The sequence below is a fragment of the Citrobacter cronae genome (assembly GCF_016893685.1).
In the GTDB taxonomy this organism is placed as follows: domain Bacteria; phylum Pseudomonadota; class Gammaproteobacteria; order Enterobacterales; family Enterobacteriaceae; genus Citrobacter; species Citrobacter werkmanii.
The window spans coordinates 647320-664982 of record NZ_CP069763.1; the positions used below are offsets into that span (position 1 = coordinate 647320).

Annotated in this window: 20 protein-coding genes; 6 read left to right on the forward strand and 14 right to left on the reverse strand. The window is 51.4% G+C overall.

Annotated features, from left to right (window positions below; translation table 11 throughout):
* Window positions 1–99 precede the first annotated feature (99 nt).
* Window positions 100–729, reverse strand: coding sequence for a 23S rRNA (uridine(2552)-2'-O)-methyltransferase RlmE (gene rlmE, locus JSN25_RS02680; RefSeq protein ID WP_006687879.1), 630 nt, complete (start codon window positions 727–729; stop codon window positions 100–102).
* 125 nt (window positions 730–854) lie between these two features.
* Between rlmE and yhbY the strand changes: the two genes are divergently transcribed.
* Window positions 855–1148, forward strand: a complete 294-nt coding sequence (gene yhbY, locus JSN25_RS02685) for a ribosome assembly RNA-binding protein YhbY (protein ID WP_003025016.1) — start codon at window positions 855–857, stop codon at window positions 1146–1148.
* Window positions 1149–1301: 153 nt separating this feature from the next.
* Here yhbY and greA read toward each other — a convergent pair whose 3' ends face one another.
* Window positions 1302–1778 carry a transcription elongation factor GreA gene (greA, locus tag JSN25_RS02690; RefSeq protein ID WP_003025019.1) on the reverse strand — a complete coding sequence of 159 codons (477 nt, stop codon included), beginning with the start codon at window positions 1776–1778 and terminating at the stop codon, window positions 1302–1304.
* 248 nt (window positions 1779–2026) lie between these two features.
* Between greA and dacB the strand changes: the two genes are divergently transcribed.
* Window positions 2027–3460 carry a serine-type D-Ala-D-Ala carboxypeptidase gene (gene dacB / locus JSN25_RS02695; RefSeq protein ID WP_085048645.1) on the forward strand — a complete coding sequence of 478 codons (1434 nt, stop codon included), beginning with the start codon at window positions 2027–2029 and terminating at the stop codon, window positions 3458–3460.
* Window positions 3461–3496: 36 nt separating this feature from the next.
* On the opposite strand, the gene opgB is transcribed toward dacB, so the two are convergent.
* The 5 genes from opgB to rplU form a co-directional block, all read right to left on the reverse strand.
* Window positions 3497–5821: a phosphatidylglycerol--membrane-oligosaccharide glycerophosphotransferase gene (gene opgB, locus JSN25_RS02700; protein WP_199966652.1), complete on the reverse strand. Its 2325-nt coding sequence runs from the start codon at window positions 5819–5821 to the stop codon at window positions 3497–3499.
* Between the two features lie 123 nt (window positions 5822–5944).
* Entirely contained in the window at window positions 5945–7117 is a 1173-nt protein-coding gene (gene cgtA / locus JSN25_RS02705; protein WP_038634240.1) for an Obg family GTPase CgtA, read from the reverse strand.
* Between the two features lie 15 nt (window positions 7118–7132).
* Window positions 7133–8098 (reverse strand): DMT family transporter, encoded by a 966-nt coding sequence (locus JSN25_RS02710; protein ID WP_006687874.1) that lies wholly within the window; start codon window positions 8096–8098, stop codon window positions 7133–7135.
* A 127-nt stretch (window positions 8099–8225) separates the two neighbouring features.
* Entirely contained in the window at window positions 8226–8483 is a 258-nt protein-coding gene (rpmA, locus tag JSN25_RS02715; protein WP_003025030.1) for a 50S ribosomal protein L27, read from the reverse strand.
* Between the two features lie 19 nt (window positions 8484–8502).
* Window positions 8503–8814 (reverse strand): 50S ribosomal protein L21, encoded by a 312-nt coding sequence (rplU, locus tag JSN25_RS02720; RefSeq protein WP_003025032.1) that lies wholly within the window; start codon window positions 8812–8814, stop codon window positions 8503–8505.
* A 258-nt stretch (window positions 8815–9072) separates the two neighbouring features.
* Here rplU and ispB point away from each other — a divergent pair, with 258 nt between their 5' ends.
* Window positions 9073–10044 carry an octaprenyl diphosphate synthase gene (ispB, locus tag JSN25_RS02725; RefSeq protein ID WP_204525426.1) on the forward strand — a complete coding sequence of 324 codons (972 nt, stop codon included), beginning with the start codon at window positions 9073–9075 and terminating at the stop codon, window positions 10042–10044.
* A gap of 224 nt (window positions 10045–10268) precedes the next feature.
* Window positions 10269–10553 (forward strand): DNA-binding transcriptional regulator SfsB, encoded by a 285-nt coding sequence (gene sfsB, locus JSN25_RS02730; protein ID WP_038634246.1) that lies wholly within the window; start codon window positions 10269–10271, stop codon window positions 10551–10553.
* A 56-nt stretch (window positions 10554–10609) separates the two neighbouring features.
* Here the strand turns inward: sfsB and murA are convergent, their stop codons facing one another.
* The 7 genes from murA to mlaF form a co-directional block, all read right to left on the reverse strand.
* The gene (murA, locus tag JSN25_RS02735; protein ID WP_047026390.1) at window positions 10610–11869 is read right to left on the reverse strand and encodes a UDP-N-acetylglucosamine 1-carboxyvinyltransferase; all 1260 of its coding nucleotides are present in this window, start codon (window positions 11867–11869) and stop codon (window positions 10610–10612) included.
* A 53-nt stretch (window positions 11870–11922) separates the two neighbouring features.
* Window positions 11923–12177: a BolA family iron metabolism protein IbaG gene (ibaG, locus tag JSN25_RS02740; protein WP_032940719.1), complete on the reverse strand. Its 255-nt coding sequence runs from the start codon at window positions 12175–12177 to the stop codon at window positions 11923–11925.
* 169 nt (window positions 12178–12346) lie between these two features.
* Window positions 12347–12640: a lipid asymmetry maintenance protein MlaB gene (gene mlaB / locus JSN25_RS02745; RefSeq protein ID WP_038634251.1), complete on the reverse strand. Its 294-nt coding sequence runs from the start codon at window positions 12638–12640 to the stop codon at window positions 12347–12349.
* Window positions 12640–13275, reverse strand: coding sequence for a phospholipid-binding protein MlaC (gene mlaC / locus JSN25_RS02750; RefSeq protein ID WP_038634253.1), 636 nt, complete (start codon window positions 13273–13275; stop codon window positions 12640–12642). Before mlaC ends, mlaB begins: the two co-directional genes overlap by 1 nt.
* Before the next feature lie 18 nt (window positions 13276–13293).
* Entirely contained in the window at window positions 13294–13851 is a 558-nt protein-coding gene (mlaD, locus tag JSN25_RS02755) for an outer membrane lipid asymmetry maintenance protein MlaD (RefSeq protein ID WP_038642894.1), read from the reverse strand.
* A gap of 4 nt (window positions 13852–13855) precedes the next feature.
* Window positions 13856–14638, reverse strand: a complete 783-nt coding sequence (mlaE, locus tag JSN25_RS02760; protein ID WP_085048643.1) for a lipid asymmetry maintenance ABC transporter permease subunit MlaE — start codon at window positions 14636–14638, stop codon at window positions 13856–13858.
* A gap of 7 nt (window positions 14639–14645) precedes the next feature.
* Entirely contained in the window at window positions 14646–15458 is an 813-nt protein-coding gene (gene mlaF, locus JSN25_RS02765) for a phospholipid ABC transporter ATP-binding protein MlaF (RefSeq protein ID WP_038634255.1), read from the reverse strand.
* A gap of 215 nt (window positions 15459–15673) precedes the next feature.
* Between mlaF and JSN25_RS02770 the strand changes: the two genes are divergently transcribed.
* A complete protein-coding gene (locus JSN25_RS02770) occupies window positions 15674–16651 on the forward strand; it encodes a calcium/sodium antiporter (RefSeq protein ID WP_038634258.1) in 978 nt (325 codons plus the stop codon).
* A gap of 13 nt (window positions 16652–16664) precedes the next feature.
* Window positions 16665–17651 carry an arabinose-5-phosphate isomerase KdsD gene (gene kdsD / locus JSN25_RS02775; protein ID WP_038634261.1) on the forward strand — a complete coding sequence of 329 codons (987 nt, stop codon included), beginning with the start codon at window positions 16665–16667 and terminating at the stop codon, window positions 17649–17651.
* Window positions 17652–17663: the final 12 nt, after the last annotated feature.

Sequence of the window (17663 nt, forward strand, 5' to 3'; positions counted from 1 at the left end):
GTCACTCAAGGGATTAACCTCATATTACAACTGTGTTAAAAACAGCGTCAGGATACTCTATATCCAGTTTCTTTCAAACTTTCGTTTGAAATCTACCGGTTATGGTTTACGCCCGGTCGCTACAATATACACTTCACGCGAACGGGCGCGAGAAGAGTCCGGCTTACGAACTTTGACCTTCGTAAACAGGGAGCGAATCTCTCTTAGATACTCATCGAAGCCTTCGCCCTGGAACACCTTCACTACAAAACTACCACCTGGCGCTAAAACATCTCGAGCCATTCCAAGCGCCAGCTCTACCAGATACATGGCCCGGGGAATATCCACCGCCGGTGTTCCACACATATTTGGTGCCATATCAGACATGACAACTTGTACTTTACTGTCACCTACGCGTTCAAGTAACGCTTGCAGGACTAATTCATCACGAAAGTCGCCCTGAAGGAAGTCCACACCAACGATTGGATCCATAGGTAAAAGATCGCAAGCGATAATGCGGCCGCTGTTGCCGATCTGCGTAACCGCATATTGCGACCAGCCACCCGGTGCAGCGCCGAGATCAACAATCGTCATCCCCGGTTTAAAAATTTTGTCACTTTGCTGTATTTCATCAAGTTTAAACCAGGCACGGGAACGTAACCCCTTTTTCTGCGCCTGTTGAACATATTTATCGCTAAAGTGTTCCTGAAGCCAGCGACTCGAGCTGGCAGAACGCTTTTTACCTGTCATTTCACATTCCCAAAGGGCAGTTCATCGTAACCAATGGTGTAAATTTCTACACAGCTATTTGGTGATATATGGGAGATGGCGGTAGAATGACCCGTTTTCAATCCCAACGTAAGCAAAAATATACGATGAATCTGAGTACTAAACAAAAACAGCACCTGAAAGGTCTGGCACATCCGCTCAAGCCGGTAGTTATGCTTGGCAACAATGGTTTGACCGAAGGGGTACTGGCCGAGATTGAACAAGCGTTAGAGCACCATGAACTTATCAAGGTGAAAATCGCCTCGGAAGATCGCGATACCAAAACCTTGATCGTGGAAGCTATCGTACGCGAAACCGGCGCCTGCAATGTACAGGTCATCGGCAAAACGCTGGTACTGTATCGCCCGACTAAAGAACGTAAAATCTCGCTGCCACGCTAAGAATATCCCAAAGTCGCACACGAAGTTTGTGTAAAACGCGGGGTTTTCCGCTAGCAGGAGAGCAAAATGCCACGCTCTCTTCGTTGATAAAAGGCCGCTATGCGGCCTTTTTCCTTTCTTTACAATGTATCAACATCTTAACCAAGATGCGAATTACAGGTATTCGACCTTCGTTACTTCATATTCAACTTCACCGCCCGGCGTTTTGATAACGACGACGTCATCCTGCTCTTTGCCAATCAGGCCACGAGCAATAGGCGAGTTCACTGAAATCAGGTTCTGTTTAAAATCAGCTTCATCATCGCCGACAATACGCCAGGTCTGCTCTTCGTCATTATCGAGATTCAGAACGGTAACCGTCGCGCCGAAAACAACACGGCCATTGTTCGGCATTTTAGTGACGTCAATCACCTGCGCATTGGACAGTTTAGCTTCGATATCTTTAATGCGTCCTTCGCAGAATCCTTGCTGTTCGCGAGCCGCGTGATACTCCGCGTTCTCTTTCAGGTCACCGTGCTCACGCGCTTCCGCGATAGCGGCGATAATTTCAGGACGGCGCACAGATTTCAGAAAATCCAGCTCTTCGCGCAGTTTTTCAGCACCACGTAAGGTCATCGGGATAGCTTGCATTTGTTATACCTCTTGAACATTCCTGTAGGGGGCGATGCTTCTCACCCCGGCTGCTAAGCCCACCCTGGCATACACCATGCCAGAGTCAGAAGCAAAAAAATACCGACCCGGGGCTCAAGGTCCCAGGTCAGCTACAATTCTCTATTTGATGATCATTTTACCCTGGAGTTCCCTATGGGTCATCGTTTACTTTTTGGGGCGTTGCGCCGTAGTATGACGGCCTGTTTCCAGGTTGTTAGCGCGAGATTATGCGATTTCCCAGATTTACCATTGGATTGACTGCCAGTATAGCGTTCAGCGTTCAGGCTGCGAATGTCGACGAATACATCAACCAGCTTCCTGCCGGGGCCAACCTCGCCCTTATGGTACAGAAGGTTGGCGCATCTGCACCCGCTATTGATTTTCATAGCCAGCAGATGGCGCTCCCCGCCAGTACCCAGAAAGTGATCACCGCGCTGGCGGCGTTGATTCAGCTCGGGCCTGATTTCCGTTTTACCACCACGCTTGAGACGAAAGGCAACGTGGAAGGCGGCGTTTTGAAAGGTGACTTAGTGGCGCGATTTGGCGCCGATCCGACGCTAAAACGCCAGGATATTCGCAATATGGTAGCGACTCTGAAAAAATCTGGTGTGACGCAAATTGCCGGAAATGTTCTGATCGACACCTCTATTTTTGCCAGTCATGATAAAGCCCCCGGTTGGCCCTGGAACGACATGACGCAATGTTTTAGCGCCCCGCCTGCCGCAGCCATTGTCGATCGCAACTGTTTCTCGATTTCGCTCTACAGCGCGCAAAAACCGAACGATCTGGCATTTATTCGCGTGGCATCCTACTACCCGGTCACCATGTTCAGCCAGGTGCGAACCCTCGCGCGTGGCTCTGCCGAAGCGCAATATTGTGAACTGGACGTGGTTCCAGGCGATCTCAACCGCTTCACGCTGACCGGATGCCTACCTCAACGCGCCGATCCGCTGCCGCTGGCATTCGCCATTCAGGACGGTGCCAGCTATGCCGGGGCGATTATCAAAGATGAGCTAAAACAAGCGGGTATCACTTACAGCGGCACGCTGCTGCGCCAGACGCAGGTCAACGAGCCGGGAACCGTGGTTGCCAGCAAACAGTCAGCGCCGCTGCATGACCTGCTTAAGATTATGCTGAAAAAATCGGACAACATGATCGCCGATACCGTTTTCCGCATGATTGGCCATGCACGATTTAACGTCCCGGGCACCTGGCGGGCAGGTTCCGATGCCGTACGCCAAATTTTGCGTCAGCAGGCGGGCATCGATATTGGCAACACCATTATTGCCGACGGTTCTGGTCTCTCCCGCCATAACCTAATTTCCCCGGCGACCATGATGCAGGTGCTGCAATATATCGCTCAGCACGATAACGAGCTGAACTTTATTACTATGCTACCGCTGGCGGGCCATGACGGCTCCCTGCAATACCGTGCGGGCCTGCATCAGGCTGGCGTGGATGGCAAAGTATCGGCGAAGACAGGCTCACTACAGGGCGTCTACAACCTCGCAGGCTTCATCACCACGGCAAGCGGTCAGCGTATGGCGTTTGTGCAGTATCTGTCGGGCTATGCGGTACAGCCGGCTGACCAACGTAATCGGCGTATTCCGCTGGTACGCTTCGAGAGTCGGTTGTACAAAGATATTTATCAGTCTAACTAAGCGAATGCAGGGAGCGGTAACGCTCCCTCGTCGTTTCTAATCGTTTACCGGGATTATCCGCAGCTCGGTTAACCCAATCCCCAGCTTCCTTGGCGGAGCGGATTTAGGAAAACCGATATAATTTCCCTCGTTACTCAACTCCGGATAAGGGGGGACAATCGTTAGCGTATCGAGTCTGTCAGGATTCGTCATATGTAATATCACCGTTTCCGCCTCTGCGTGCAGGGTGAGATAGTGGGTACAGGAACCGATGGAAACGGGAAGCGGTGCACCAATATTTTTGCCAAAGGCTTTTGCCTTGATCTCAACGTCAAATTTCGCGGGCAGTGGTTGGTTATAGGTGATAGCCACCGCGGGTGACAGGTTCGCATCTGACCACCGTCCCCAGTATTCTGGATGCCCCACTCCTGTTATTGATTTCACAAATGCAGGCAGTCCTTCCGCCGCAAACAGTATGCGATCGGACTGATAGCGGACATCCTTTGCGGAAAGTAATAACCGCGCCTGGATACGCTGAAAGCGTTCATGATTCGTTTCGCCCGGAAATTCACTCATCCCGCCTGAATAATCTTCAGCCATTATTTTCTCGATGTGAGTCTCGCTACCGGCTTTTCCAGAGGCAACACACCACCCAGTATTGACGGCAGAATCCGGTTGCCATACGGGGCCAATGCTCAGGCATTGATCTATCCAGATAAATTTATGGCCTTCAGGCAGAAATCCCAGGGTATTCCTTAAAGACATTCCCACGTCATTCCCGTCATCGACAACCGGCCAGACTCGTCCCGGAGATACTTCCAGTAAGGCGGGAATAGGGTATTCAAAACTATCAAAACGCAGCAACTTTCTTCTGGTATCAACGGTAAAATTTTTAATGGACTCGGGAATTCCCCAACGGGAGCGGATAGCAGGCCCCCAGGCTAACAACTTATTTTTAAAGTCGTCAAAAACCGCTGCCAGTGAAGGCTGACTTAATGAACTTCTCCCTAAGCCTATTGCATTATCGCCCCCCATCAGCTCAAGCACCGTTGCCCCATTATCTAACGTGCTTCGCTTATCGGCGATAACTTTCGGCGTCACACCATTTCTGAAAACCACAAATAAATTGCGACGAGGCATTTTATTTAAATAATCCACAGCAGCCGTCATATTTTGCATTACCAGATGATCGGATGAGAGAACAATAATTGTATTACTGGCCCAGGGCGAAGCCTGTATCCGTCTAATGAATTTAGCGATTTCCCTTTGGCTACAAAGCACAGAGGTTAACGCATCGACTTCACTACCATTTTTTTTATAGCTGACAGGACAGCTCGTGGGGATATAACCTTCAGGGGGATGGGTATCCAGCGTCAACGTGAATAACGCAAAAGGCGTTTTTTGCCGGGACAAATGCTCAAACTTGCGCCAGACCTTTTCCAGCAGCATATCATCATATAGCCCCCAGGCATTCTGGGCGGAAAAATCCTTCTCCAGGCCAGACTCCGCCAGTCCCCAGGCATGGTCAATGCCGTGCGTTTTAAAAAACACATCCTTATCGGCGAAACGTAAATCAGCGCCCTGCATAAACCAGGTTTCATAACCTGAATTTTTCAAAATATCCCCAAGGCAGACTGAAGAGGAAAAGAAGCCCAGGCTTGCTTTCTTGCCACTTAAATCGGTCGGTGCAAACAGCGGAAGACCACACTGCGATGCCACGATCCCTGCTATGGTAAAATCCATCGCCGGATACTGTTCTGTGCCGCTAAAATCCAGGCCATCTTGTTTCAGCGCCGTTAAATCAGGCAGCAACTGAGGAAATGTGTCTTTATCAAAGTAGGTTCTTTCCAGGCTTTCTGCATAAATATATACCAGATTATATTTTGGATTATTAATCCTGGTATCTGGCGTAATATAGTAGCGCGAAAAATCGGAACCATCTACTTCTGCTGGCGGCTTGTTATAATTAGTGAATTGTAATAATGCCGGAGAGATGCCAACAGCAAAAAATGTCAGCAATACGGCGGTTATCGAAGCGTACTGTTTTCTCTCTTTTTGAACATTTTTACCTTGCATGAATCGCCAGCTCAGAAAGAGTAGCAGTCCAATCAGCAAGACAGCAACGACAAAAGGCGCGACGTAATCTTCAAAATCCGCGCCATAAAGCGAGCGGGTCAAAGTATAAATAACAGCGTCATTAACCCCTTCGCCCGTAAAGTAATAACAGCCTAACCAAAACAGGCTTAAAAATAAAGAAATGCACTGAGCAAGTAAAATAAGAAACGCGTAATAGATTGCCCTATAGCCTTTACTTTTATAAATCAGGGCGGCCAAAACCATTGATGCCAGTGATATAATAATTGCTACAAATGAGTATTGCATTACCTCGTCTCATACATGCACGCTAAATGAGGAGGAATTATAATTGGTCGTTTAATGCGGGAACATCATTAATATTTTTTTCAGAATATATAAATAAAAGGGCTGGTAAACCAGCCCTCAAAATCAACGCTTATAAATGAACTCAACGCCTTCTTCGTCGTCTTCGTCCCAATCGTCATCCCAGTCATCTTCCGCTTCGTCTTCGACTTCAGCGAGCTGCTGGCGGTGATAATCATCCCACATGAACTCAACTTTCTCTGGCTGTTTCGCTTCTTCAGCCTGAACAATCGGGTTCTCAATGATAAAGGTCATCACATCCCAGCACAGATCCTTCACGCCCAACTGGCTGGCGGCGGAGATCAGGTAATATTTACCTTCCCAGCCCAGCGCTTCAGCGATCGCTTTCGCTTTCTCTTCCGCTTCGGCCTTGTCCAGCAAATCAATTTTGTTGAACACTAACCAGCGCGGTTTAGACGCCAGATCCTGACTGTACTTTTCCAGTTCGCCAATAATGATACGGGCGTTTTCTACCGGATCGGAGCCATCAATTGGATCGATATCGATGAGGTGCAGCAGCACGCGGCAACGTTCCAGGTGTTTCAGGAAGCGAATCCCCAGACCCGCGCCTTCAGCCGCGCCTTCAATCAGCCCCGGAATGTCGGCCACTACGAAGCTCTTTTCGTTGTCCATACGTACCACGCCCAGGCTTGGTACCAGGGTGGTGAACGGATAATCGGCAACTTTCGGCTTCGCCGCGGATACCGCACGGATAAACGTCGATTTACCGGCATTTGGCATACCCAACATACCTACATCCGCCAGCAGCATCAGCTCCAGCAACAGATCGCGCTTATCGCCCGGTGTCCCCATCGTTTTCTGACGCGGAGTACGGTTGACCGAGGATTTGAAACGGGTGTTACCCAGGCCGTGCCAGCCGCCTTTAGCGACCATCAGACGCTGACCATGCTTGGTCATGTCACCCATGGTTTCGCCGGTGCCCTGATCGATAACGCGCGTACCGACAGGCACTTTAATCGTAACGTCTTTACCGCGCTTACCGGTACAATCGCGGCTCGCGCCATTCTGACCTCGTTCCGCACGGAAAGATTTTTCAAAACGGTAATCGATCAGCGTGTTCAGGTTTTCGTCGGCTTCCATCCATACGTCGCCGCCATCACCGCCATCACCGCCGTCCGGGCCGCCTTTTGGAATATATTTTTCACGGCGGAAGCTCACGCAACCATTACCGCCATCACCTGCAACGACCAGAATCGATGCTTCATCAACAAACTTCATTTTACTCTCCGTAAATCATTCGCCTGAGCGGGGTTGCGAAACCACCGTTTCATGCTTACGTAAACCGCCCCAAATTCGATGACCAATGGCGGAATACATCGCGCCCGCAACCACGATAAACGCACCGAGATAACCTAAAAGGTTTAGCATCGGTCTGGCGAAGAAATCGGGCCAGGCCAGTGATAATAAATCTGAAAATAACAACGTAAACAGCGGGGTAAGCGTAATAATGGCGCTTACCTGCGCCGCCTGCCAGCGCGCCATCGCTTCCGCGAGAGCGCCGTATCCTACCAGCGTATTCAGGCCGCAGAATACCAGGCAGGCCAGCTGCCAGTCGCTGAGCTGCGTGATGACACCGGGTTTAGCCAGCGGCAACAACGCGATCGTACATAAAGTGTACAGTAAAAACAGGATCTGCGGTGACGCAAGACGGCGCAATAACACCTTTTGCGCGACCCCATAGCTCACCCAGACCATCGCCGCACCGACACCAAAGATAACGCCCCAGGTGTAATCGGTGAGTCGGGTAAAAATTTCGATCAGACTGGTATTAAAAAACAGAACCAGGCCGCTCAGAAGCATAATGGCGCCAATCACCTGCGTGCCACGCATCTTTTCTTTCAGGATAAAGACGCTGGCGATCATCATGCCAACGGGTGACAGCTGACCGATAACCTGCGAGGCCGTTGGGCTCAAGTACTGCAAAGATGAACTAAACAGAATGAAGTTACCGAACAGCCCACCGGTGGCTATTGCCAACAGCACCAACCAACGCGCTTTGCGAAAAATGCGCAATGGGGGGAGCTTTTTTTTAACCGCAAGGATAGCGCCAAGGCCAATACTTGCCATTAAAAAACGGTAGAACACCACGGTAGGAGGCTCCATCACCTCCAGCACTTGCTTCATTGCTATTGGCAAAGCGCCCCAACATATTGCAGTTGTGAGTGCTAACAGAATACCAATGCCTGCCTGCTGCTTCATGCCGTATTCCCTGCAAGGGCTCGTTTCCGGTTTATCACGGCGCGACGAGCATATTTACCGGCCGTCGAATGTAAAAAGCCCCGCAACGTGTTGCGGGGCTTTTATCCGTTACCGGGACGCGAAAAACTTATTCAGCAACGATGCTGATGAATTTACGGTTTTTCGGGCCTTTCACTTCAAATTTCACTTTACCGTCTGCTTTAGCAAACAAAGTGTGGTCTTTGCCGCAACCAACGTTGGAGCCAGCGTGGAATTTAGTACCACGTTGACGAACGATGATGCTACCAGCCAGAACTGTTTCACCGCCGAAGCGTTTTACGCCCAGACGTTTAGCTTCTGAATCGCGACCGTTACGAGTCGAGCCGCCAGCCTTTTTATGTGCCATTTAATCTGCTCCCCTTAACTTAAGCGCTGATGCCAGTGATTTTCACATCAGTGAACCACTGACGATGGCCCTGCTGCTTACGGTAGTGTTTACGACGACGAAACTTAACGATTTTAACTTTCTCGCCACGACCATGAGCAACAACTTCAGCTTTGATAACGCCGCCATCAACGAAAGGAACGCCGATTTTGACTTCTTCACCGTTTGCGATCATCAGAACTTCAGCGAATTCAACAGATTCGCCAGTTGCGATGTCCAGCTTTTCCAGGCGAACGGTCTGACCTTCGCTTACTCGGTGTTGTTTACCACCACTTTGGAAAACCGCGTACATAAAAAACTCCGCTTCCGCGCACACCTTTTTGATGATTCAGAGTGCGCTATAAATATTCACAATAGGGCGCGAATATTACGCAAAACGCGAGCCTTTGACAAGTGCTACCGTCAATACATGAAGAAAAAAAACACAACACGTACGGTAACGTTTATCTACGGCGTTTTTTCAGTACAATCAGCATATATTTATAAACCTGAACCCGACGTTACCTTGCCATACGGTGAGGTAATCGGGGCGAGAAGCCCGGCTTTTGCGATGAATTTAGAAAAAATCAATGAGTTAACCGCGCAAGATATGGCGGGGGTCAATGCGACAATCCTTGAACAGCTCAATTCTGACGTCCAGTTGATCAATCAGTTAGGGTACTACATCGTGAGCGGCGGCGGAAAACGCATTCGCCCAATGATCGCAGTACTTGCAGCACGTGCTGTTGGTTACCAGGAAAATGCGCACGTTACGATTGCAGCCCTCATCGAGTTTATCCACACTGCGACCCTCCTGCATGACGATGTTGTGGATGAGTCCGACATGCGCCGCGGGAAAGCCACAGCGAATGCGGCGTTTGGTAATGCGGCCAGCGTGCTGGTCGGCGATTTTATCTATACCCGCGCATTTCAGATGATGACCAGCCTCGGCTCGCTGAAAGTACTGGAAGTCATGTCTAAAGCAGTTAACGTCATCGCAGAAGGTGAAGTTCTGCAGTTGATGAACGTCAACGACCCGGACATCACCGAAGAAAACTATATGCGCGTCATCTACAGCAAGACGGCGCGTTTGTTTGAAGCCGCAGCCCAATGCTCAGGCATTCTGGCTGGCTGCAGCGAAGAACAAGAGAAAGGATTGCAGGATTATGGCCGCTATCTTGGGACTGCGTTCCAGTTAATTGACGATTTACTGGATTACAGCGCAGATGGCGAGCAGTTGGGTAAAAACGTCGGCGATGACCTTAACGAAGGTAAACCGACGCTACCGCTGCTGCATGCCATGCGCCACGGCACCCCGGAGCAGGCGCAGATGATCCGCCAGGCCATTGAGCAAGGTAATGGTCGTCACCTTCTGGAGCCGGTTCTGGAAGCGATGAACGCCTGTGGCTCTCTGGAGTGGACCCGACAGCGTGCGGAAGAAGAGGCTGATAAAGCCATCGCCGCGTTGCAGGTGCTGCCTGATTCGCCATGGAAAGAAGCGTTGATTGGTCTGGCGCATATCGCCGTACAGCGCGACCGCTAATTACCTTCCCCCCAGCCACTCATCATCCCGTGCCTCGCACGGGATGTTCTTATAAATTCCAATAAGCCCTTTCAGCTTTCCGGATGATCACGCCAGATATTGGCATAATCTGAATATACTCACGCCTTACATGAACATTTTAGAACATTTGTTCTCGGAGCGTTATAGTGTCGCCACAACCGATCGTGAAACCGTAAGTCATTAACCAAAGGAGAGATGAATTTATGGAAAGCAAGCTGATTGACTGGCATACGGCCGACATCATCGCCGGACTGCGCAAAAAAGGCACCTCAATGGCCGCTGAGTCACGTAAAAATGGCTTGAGTTCATCAACGCTGGCGAACGCGTTAACGCGGCCATGGCCGAAAGGAGAGTTGATTATTGCCCGGGCGCTGGGAACCGACCCTTGGGTGATCTGGCCGTCGCGCTACCACGATGCAAAAACGCATGAATTCATCGACAGAACACGGATGATGAGGGGACCGAGAGGGAAAAAGAATCCTGAATGAACATTAAGCAGTAACCCCCGGCCCAAAGACCAGGGGGTTACCAGAGGCGTTGACGATTACTCGCCTTTCACGCGCTCAATGTTTGCGCCCAGCGCACGCAGTTTATCTTCGATGCGCTCATAGCCGCGATCGATGTGATAAATACGGTCGACCACCGTCGTACCTTCAGCAATACAACCCGCCAACACCAGGCTTGCTGACGCACGCAGATCGGTCGCCATCACTTGCGCGCCGGAGAGCGTTTCCACACCGTGGCAAATCACAGTGTTGCTTTCGATTTCCGCGTGAGCGCCCATACGGCTCAGCTCAGGCACGTGCATGAAGCGGTTTTCAAACACGGTTTCCGTGATGAAGCCTGTTCCTTCTGCCACCAGATTCAGCAGCGTGAACTGGGCCTGCATATCAGTCGGGAACGCCGGGTGCGGCGCAGTGCGTACATTGACCGCCTTCGGACGCTTGCCGTGCATGTCGAGGCTTATCCAGTCGTCGCCGACTTCGATATCCGCCCCCGCATCACGCAGCTTCGCCAGGACGGCATCCAGCGTGTCAGGTTGCGCATTGCGGCAGATAATTTTGCCGCGAGAAATCGCTGCTGCAACCAGGAAAGTGCCGGTTTCAATACGGTCTGGCAGAACGCGATAAACACCACCGCCGAGACGTTCAACACCTTCGATGGTAATGCGATCGGTACCCTGGCCGCTGATCTTCGCACCCAGCGCAATCAGGAAATTAGCGGTATCGACGATCTCCGGCTCGCGTGCGGCGTTTTCAATGATGGTGGTGCCTTCAGCAAGTGTTGCCGCACACATAATAGTGACCGTCGCGCCGACGCTCACCTTATCCATAACGATATGCGCGCCTTTCAGACGGCCATCAACGGACGCCTTCACATAGCCTTCTTCCAGCTTGATCGTCGCGCCTAACTGCTCCAGACCGGTAATGTGCAGGTCAACCGGACGCGCGCCGATGGTGCAACCGCCCGGCAGTGAAACCTGCCCCTGGCCAAAGCGAGCAACCAACGGTCCGAGCGCCCAGATAGACGCACGCATGGTTTTCACCAGATCATACGGTGCACAGAAGACGTTAACGTCACGCGCATCAATGTGCACGGAACCATTACGCTCAACTTTCGCACCCAACTGGCTCAGTAGCTTCATGGAAGTGTCAACGTCCTTCAGTTTCGGGACGTTTTGGATCTCTACAGGTTCTTCCGCCAGCAGCGCCGCAAACAGGATCGGCAGTGCGGCGTTTTTAGCGCCTGAAATTGTGACTTCGCCCTGGAGCTTCGTTGGCCCCTGAACACGAAATTTATCCATTATTCTGTTCTCTGTTAAGAATTTATCGTCGCTACCGGCACATCACCCGTAGCTCAAAAACCATTAAGTTTGCGATCGCGCGCCCATTCCGCTGGGGTAAACGCTTTAATCGACAAAGCATGAATGCGGTTGTCCGCAATGTACTCCATCAACGGGCCATAGACTGATTGCTGCTTCTTGACCCGGCTCATGCCTTCAAACATCTCACCCACGGCAATAACCTGAAAGTGACTGCCGTCGCCAGAAACGTGGACTTCCTGGAGGGAGAGCGCATTCATCAGCACGCTCTGAATTTCATTATTTTCCATGGGCTCTTCATTCGTCAGATAGTGAAAACAGCCCAACATCTTAGAGCAAAGTGGCGCTGTCATAAATAAGCAAAAAGCCTCGCTGATAAATCAGACAAGGCTTTGATGGCAGATCCCTTATGATGAGGATGCTGGATGAAGGCACAAGGCCTTATCCAGCCTGAAAAAATTAACGCGGAAGGACATCGTCAGGCAGATTGTAAAGCTGCGCCAGCGTGTAAACTTTATCGTTAACACCAGCGAGCGAAACGCTGTTCCCCTGCTGCTTGCCCTGATCAATCAAGTGCAGCAGTAACGCCAGACCACCGGTATCCACCCGGGAAACCTGGTTCAGGTCGATGCAGGTTACCCCTTGCATCGCCTCAACTCGCGCATCCCATAATGGATTTAACACGTCTTGATCCAGCTCTCCCGCCAGCACCAGCTTGTCACCTTCACGCTTCCAGGTGAGTGACTGGGTCATTATTTTTTCTCTTCCAGGGTAATTTTCTGCTGAGAAATAGATTTCAGCTGTGCTGTCAGGCCATCGATACCTTTGGTACGCAGCAGGTCGCTCCACTCATTCTGTTTGGTGGTGATCATGCTGACGCCTTCGGCGATCATGTCATACGCCTGCCAGTTACCGGTTTGCGAGTTTTTACGCCACTGGAAATCCAGACGAACCGGAGGACGGCCATTAGGATCGATAATGGTCACGCGGATAGGCACGATGGTCGCATCACCCAGCGGCTGCTCAGGGGCAATCTGATAGGTCTGACCGTGATACATTGCCAGCGCCTGACCGTAAGCCTGCTTCAGATATTCACGAAAGGCGGCGAAATAGGCGTCACGTTGTGCCGGGGTCGCTTCTTTGTAGTAGCGGCCCAGGACCAGCGCACCGGCATATTTAACCTGCACGTATGGCAACAATTCCTGATCGACAACATCGCGCAGGTAATCCGGGTTTGCGCGGATTTTAGGTTGCTCGTTCTTCAGGCGGTCAAAGGTCTTCTGCGCCGCCTCATTCATCAACTTGTACGGGTTAGTCTGATCCGCCGCGGTTGCCGCGCTAAGGGGGGCAATGATCAGCATAGCCACCATCATCAATCGTTTAAACATACGTCGATTCTCCTGAGATTATTTCGTTGCGCCCGCAGGCGTAGTGGCTTCATTATTGCCTTCAGTTGCGGCTGGCGCATCGCCAGAATTCTTATTGTCATCACCTTTACTGTTGCTGTTGTAAAGGAACTGACCAATCATGTCTTCCAGCACCATCGCGGATTTCGTGTCCTGAATCGTACCGCCATCTTTGAGGATAGACGTTCCCAGCTCAGGATCTTCAAAACCGACGTTCAATGCCAGATACTGCTCTCCCAGCAGGCCGGAAGTACGGATGCTCAGGGAGCTGGTGTCAGGAATATGGTTAAAACGCGATTCGATTTCCAGGGTCACGCGCGGCAGGTACGTTTTCGGATCCAGCGAGATATCCGATACGCGTCCAACCACCACCCCGCCAATCCGCACCGGAGAGCGTTCTTTCAGGCCGCCAATATTATCAAAAGTCGCATAAATCGTGTAAGTCGGCTCAGTACGCATTGAGGTAACATTCGCTGCCTTCAGGCAGACAAACAGCGCAGCCAGCAGCGCAATCAGCAGAAATAACCCGACCCAAATTTCATTTTTTTTCGTTTGCATGAACTCAATTCCCAAACATCAGTGCGGTGAGCACAAAATCCAGCCCCAAAACGGCGAGAGAGGCGTGCACAACGGTGCGTGTCGTTGCCCGGCTAATGCCGGCTGAGGTCGGGATCGCATCATAACCATTGAACAATGCAATCCAGGTGACCGTTATGGCGAACACCACGCTCTTAATCAGACAGTTGACCAGATCCAGACGCCAGTCGACGGCATTTTGCATCGCCGACCAGAAAAAGCCTGCATCAATACCTTTCCAGCTAACGCCAACCAGCGAACCGCCCCAGATCCCCACCGCGACAAAAATAACCGTCAACAGCGGCAATGAAATGACACCGGCCCAAAAACGCGGAGAGATCACCCGACGCAGCGGATCGACGGCCATCATTTCCAGACTGGAGAGTTGCTCGGTCGCCCGCATCAGGCCAATCTCTGCGGTTAAGGCCGATCCGGCGCGCCCGGCAAACAGTAGCGCCGCAACAACCGGCCCCAGCTCACGTAACAATGACAGCGCCACCAGCATGCCAAGGCTGGTTTCCGCACTGTAGGTCGTCAGAACCAGGTATCCCTGCAACCCCAGCACCATACCGATGAACACACCAGAAACAATAATGATCAGCATCGATAAGACACCGACATTATAGAGCTGGCGTATCAGCAGTGGCGCATGTTTGCGAAACTCCGGCTTGCCGACAACCGCATTGAACAACATTAATCCGGCTCGCCCGAACGTCCTGAGGGTTTTAATCCCTCGATGTCCGAGTGATGCCAGCGCATTTAACAACATGGGTGGCTTAACTCCCTGTTTTGAGTAAATCGATGTGGTAGTCGCCCGCCGGATAACGGAACGGAACCGGCCCATCAGCAATACCGTCAAGGAACTGACGTACGCGCGGGTCGGCGTTTTCTTGCAGAGCCTGAGCACTACCGTAGGCCACTATTTTTTTGTCCGCCATAATATAGGCGTAATCTGCAATACTCAGCACCTCAGGCACATCATGGGACACCACCACGCAGGTGACGCCCAGCGCACTGTTCAGTTCCGAAATCAGTTTCACCAGCACACCCATGGTAATGGGATCCTGGCCGACGAACGGTTCGTCAAACATAATGAGGTCAGGCTCCAGCGCGATGGCGCGTGCTAACGCGGCACGCCGTGCCATCCCACCGGATAATTCAGAAGGCATTAACTTTGCCGCGCCCCGCAGACCAACAGCTTCAAGCTTCATCATCACCGTGCTTTTCAGCAACGCTGCAGGCAACGTCGTATGCTCGCGTAGCGGATACGCGACGTTGTCAAACACGTTCATGTCGGTAAACAGCGCGCCGGACTGAAACAACATACTCATGCGTTTACGCACGGTAAATAAACGCGAACGGGACATGGCCGGAACGTTCTCGCCGTCGAACAGGATCTCGCCCTTATCCGGGGGTATCTGTCCGCCAATCAGACGCAATAGCGTCGTTTTGCCGATGCCTGATGGCCCCATGATCGCCGTCACCTTACCACGCGGCACCGTCAGGGAAATATTATCAAAGATGCAGCGATCGCCTCGGGAAAAGCTGACATCGCGCATATCGACTAGATTCGCCACAGACTGACCCATTGATTCATCCTTTACTATTGCCTCGTTGATCGAAGAGTTTGGCGCTCAATTTAGCCATGAACCCAACATATTTACAGATTATTGCCTGTCCTGGTTAGCGAAAGCTGGCATTTGTTTTACTTTTTAGCCGCATAAAGTCAAAATTAAGACTTCGTTACGGCTTCCAGAAGATCCTTCAAGTGGACCGGCGAGTATACCTGAAGAAAGGACTTTAGATGCTTTTAGCGACGGCGCTGTTAATAATTGGTTTACTTCTGGTGGTCTACGGTGCCGACCGTCTGGTATTTGCCGCATCCATTTTATGTCGAAATTTCGGTATCCCCCCCATTATTATTGGGATGACCGTTGTCAGCGTAGGGACGTCGTTACCCGAGATCATTGTCTCTGTGGCGGCATCAATAAATGGGCAACTCGATCTGGCCGTGGGTACCGCTATCGGCTCTAACATTACCAACATTCTGCTTATTTTAGGTCTGTCGGCGCTGATTCATCCTTTTACCGTGCATTCTGATGTTCTGCGCCGTGAATTACCGCTAATGTTGCTGGTGAGTATTTTAGCCGCCTCCGTGTTGTATGACGGCCAGTTGAGTCGTAGTGACGGTTTCTTTCTCCTGCTTCTGGCCGTGCTATGGCTGCTATTCATTGTTAAAATCGCCCGTCTGGCTGAGCGACAAGGCAATGACACGCTGACCCGGGAGCAGATAGCGGAACTTCCACGCGAAGGCGGATTGCCGGTCGCATTTTTGTGGTTGGGCATTGCGTTGATTATTATGCCAATGGCAACACGGATGGTGGTGGATAACGCCACCGTACTGGCGAACTATTTCGCCATGAGCGAACTCACCATCGGGCTGACGGTAGTCGCTATTGGTACCAGTTTGCCAGAGCTGGCAACGGCCATTGCGGGTCTGCGTAAAGGCGAAAACGATATTGCCGTTGGCAACATCATCGGCGCGAACATTTTTAATATTGTTATCGTCCTCGGGTTACCGGCGCTGATTACGCCGGGTGAAGTCAATCCGATGGCCTTCACCCGTGACTATAGCGTCATGCTGCTGGTGAGCGTGATTTTTGCACTACTCTGCTGGCGACGTCCGCGCCAGATTGGTCGCGGCGCGGGTGCGCTGCTGACCGGCGGTTTTATCATATGGCTGGCGATGCTGTATTGGTTATCGCCACTTCTCGTTGGATAACTGGAAACGCATTATGTCGCACTTAGAGTTGCAACCGGGTTTTGACTTTCAGCAAGCAGGCAAGGAAGTCCTGGCAATTGAACGTGAAGGCCTGGCGGAGCTTGATCAGTACATTAATCAAAACTTTACCCTCGCTTGTGAAAAAATATTCAGTTGCCCGGGCAAAGTCGTGGTGATGGGGATGGGGAAATCCGGACATATTGGGCGGAAGATGGCGGCCACTTTTGCCAGCACCGGCACCCCCTCATTTTTCGTGCACCCGGGCGAAGCCGCGCATGGCGATTTAGGCATGGTCTCGCCGCAGGATGTGGTGATCGCCATATCTAACTCCGGCGAATCCAATGAGATAGCGGCGTTAATCCCGGTATTAAAACGTCTTCATGTCCCGCTTATCTGCATGACCGGCCGTCCGGAAAGCAGCATGGCGCGTGCGGCAGATGTGCATCTGTGTGTTAAAGTGCCCAAGGAAGCTTGCCCGTTAGGCCTGGCGCCGACCAGCAGCACCACCGCAACGCTGGTGATGGGCGATGCCCTTGCCGTGGCGTTATTAAAAGCACGCGGCTTCACCGCGGAAGATTTTGCGTTATCGCATCCGGGTGGCGCACTGGGCCGTAAGCTTTTGCTGCGTGTTAACGATATTATGCATACGGGTGATGAGATTCCGCATGTTAATAAAAGCGCCAGCCTGCGTGACGCCTTACTTGAGATCACACGTAAAAATCTCGGCATGACCGTCATTTGCGATGATGCAATGAAGATTGACGGTATTTTCACGGATGGCGATTTACGTCGCGTCTTTGATATGGGCGTAGATGTACGCCAGTTAGGCATTGCCGATGTGATGACCCCTGGAGGCATTCGCGTGCGTCCGGGCATTCTTGCCGTTGATGCCCTGAACTTAATGCAGTCCCGCCATATCACTTCGGTAATGGTTGCTGATGGCGACCAGTTACTCGGTGTGTTACATATGCATGATCTGCTGCGTGCAGGTGTAGTGTAAGAAACTCAAGGA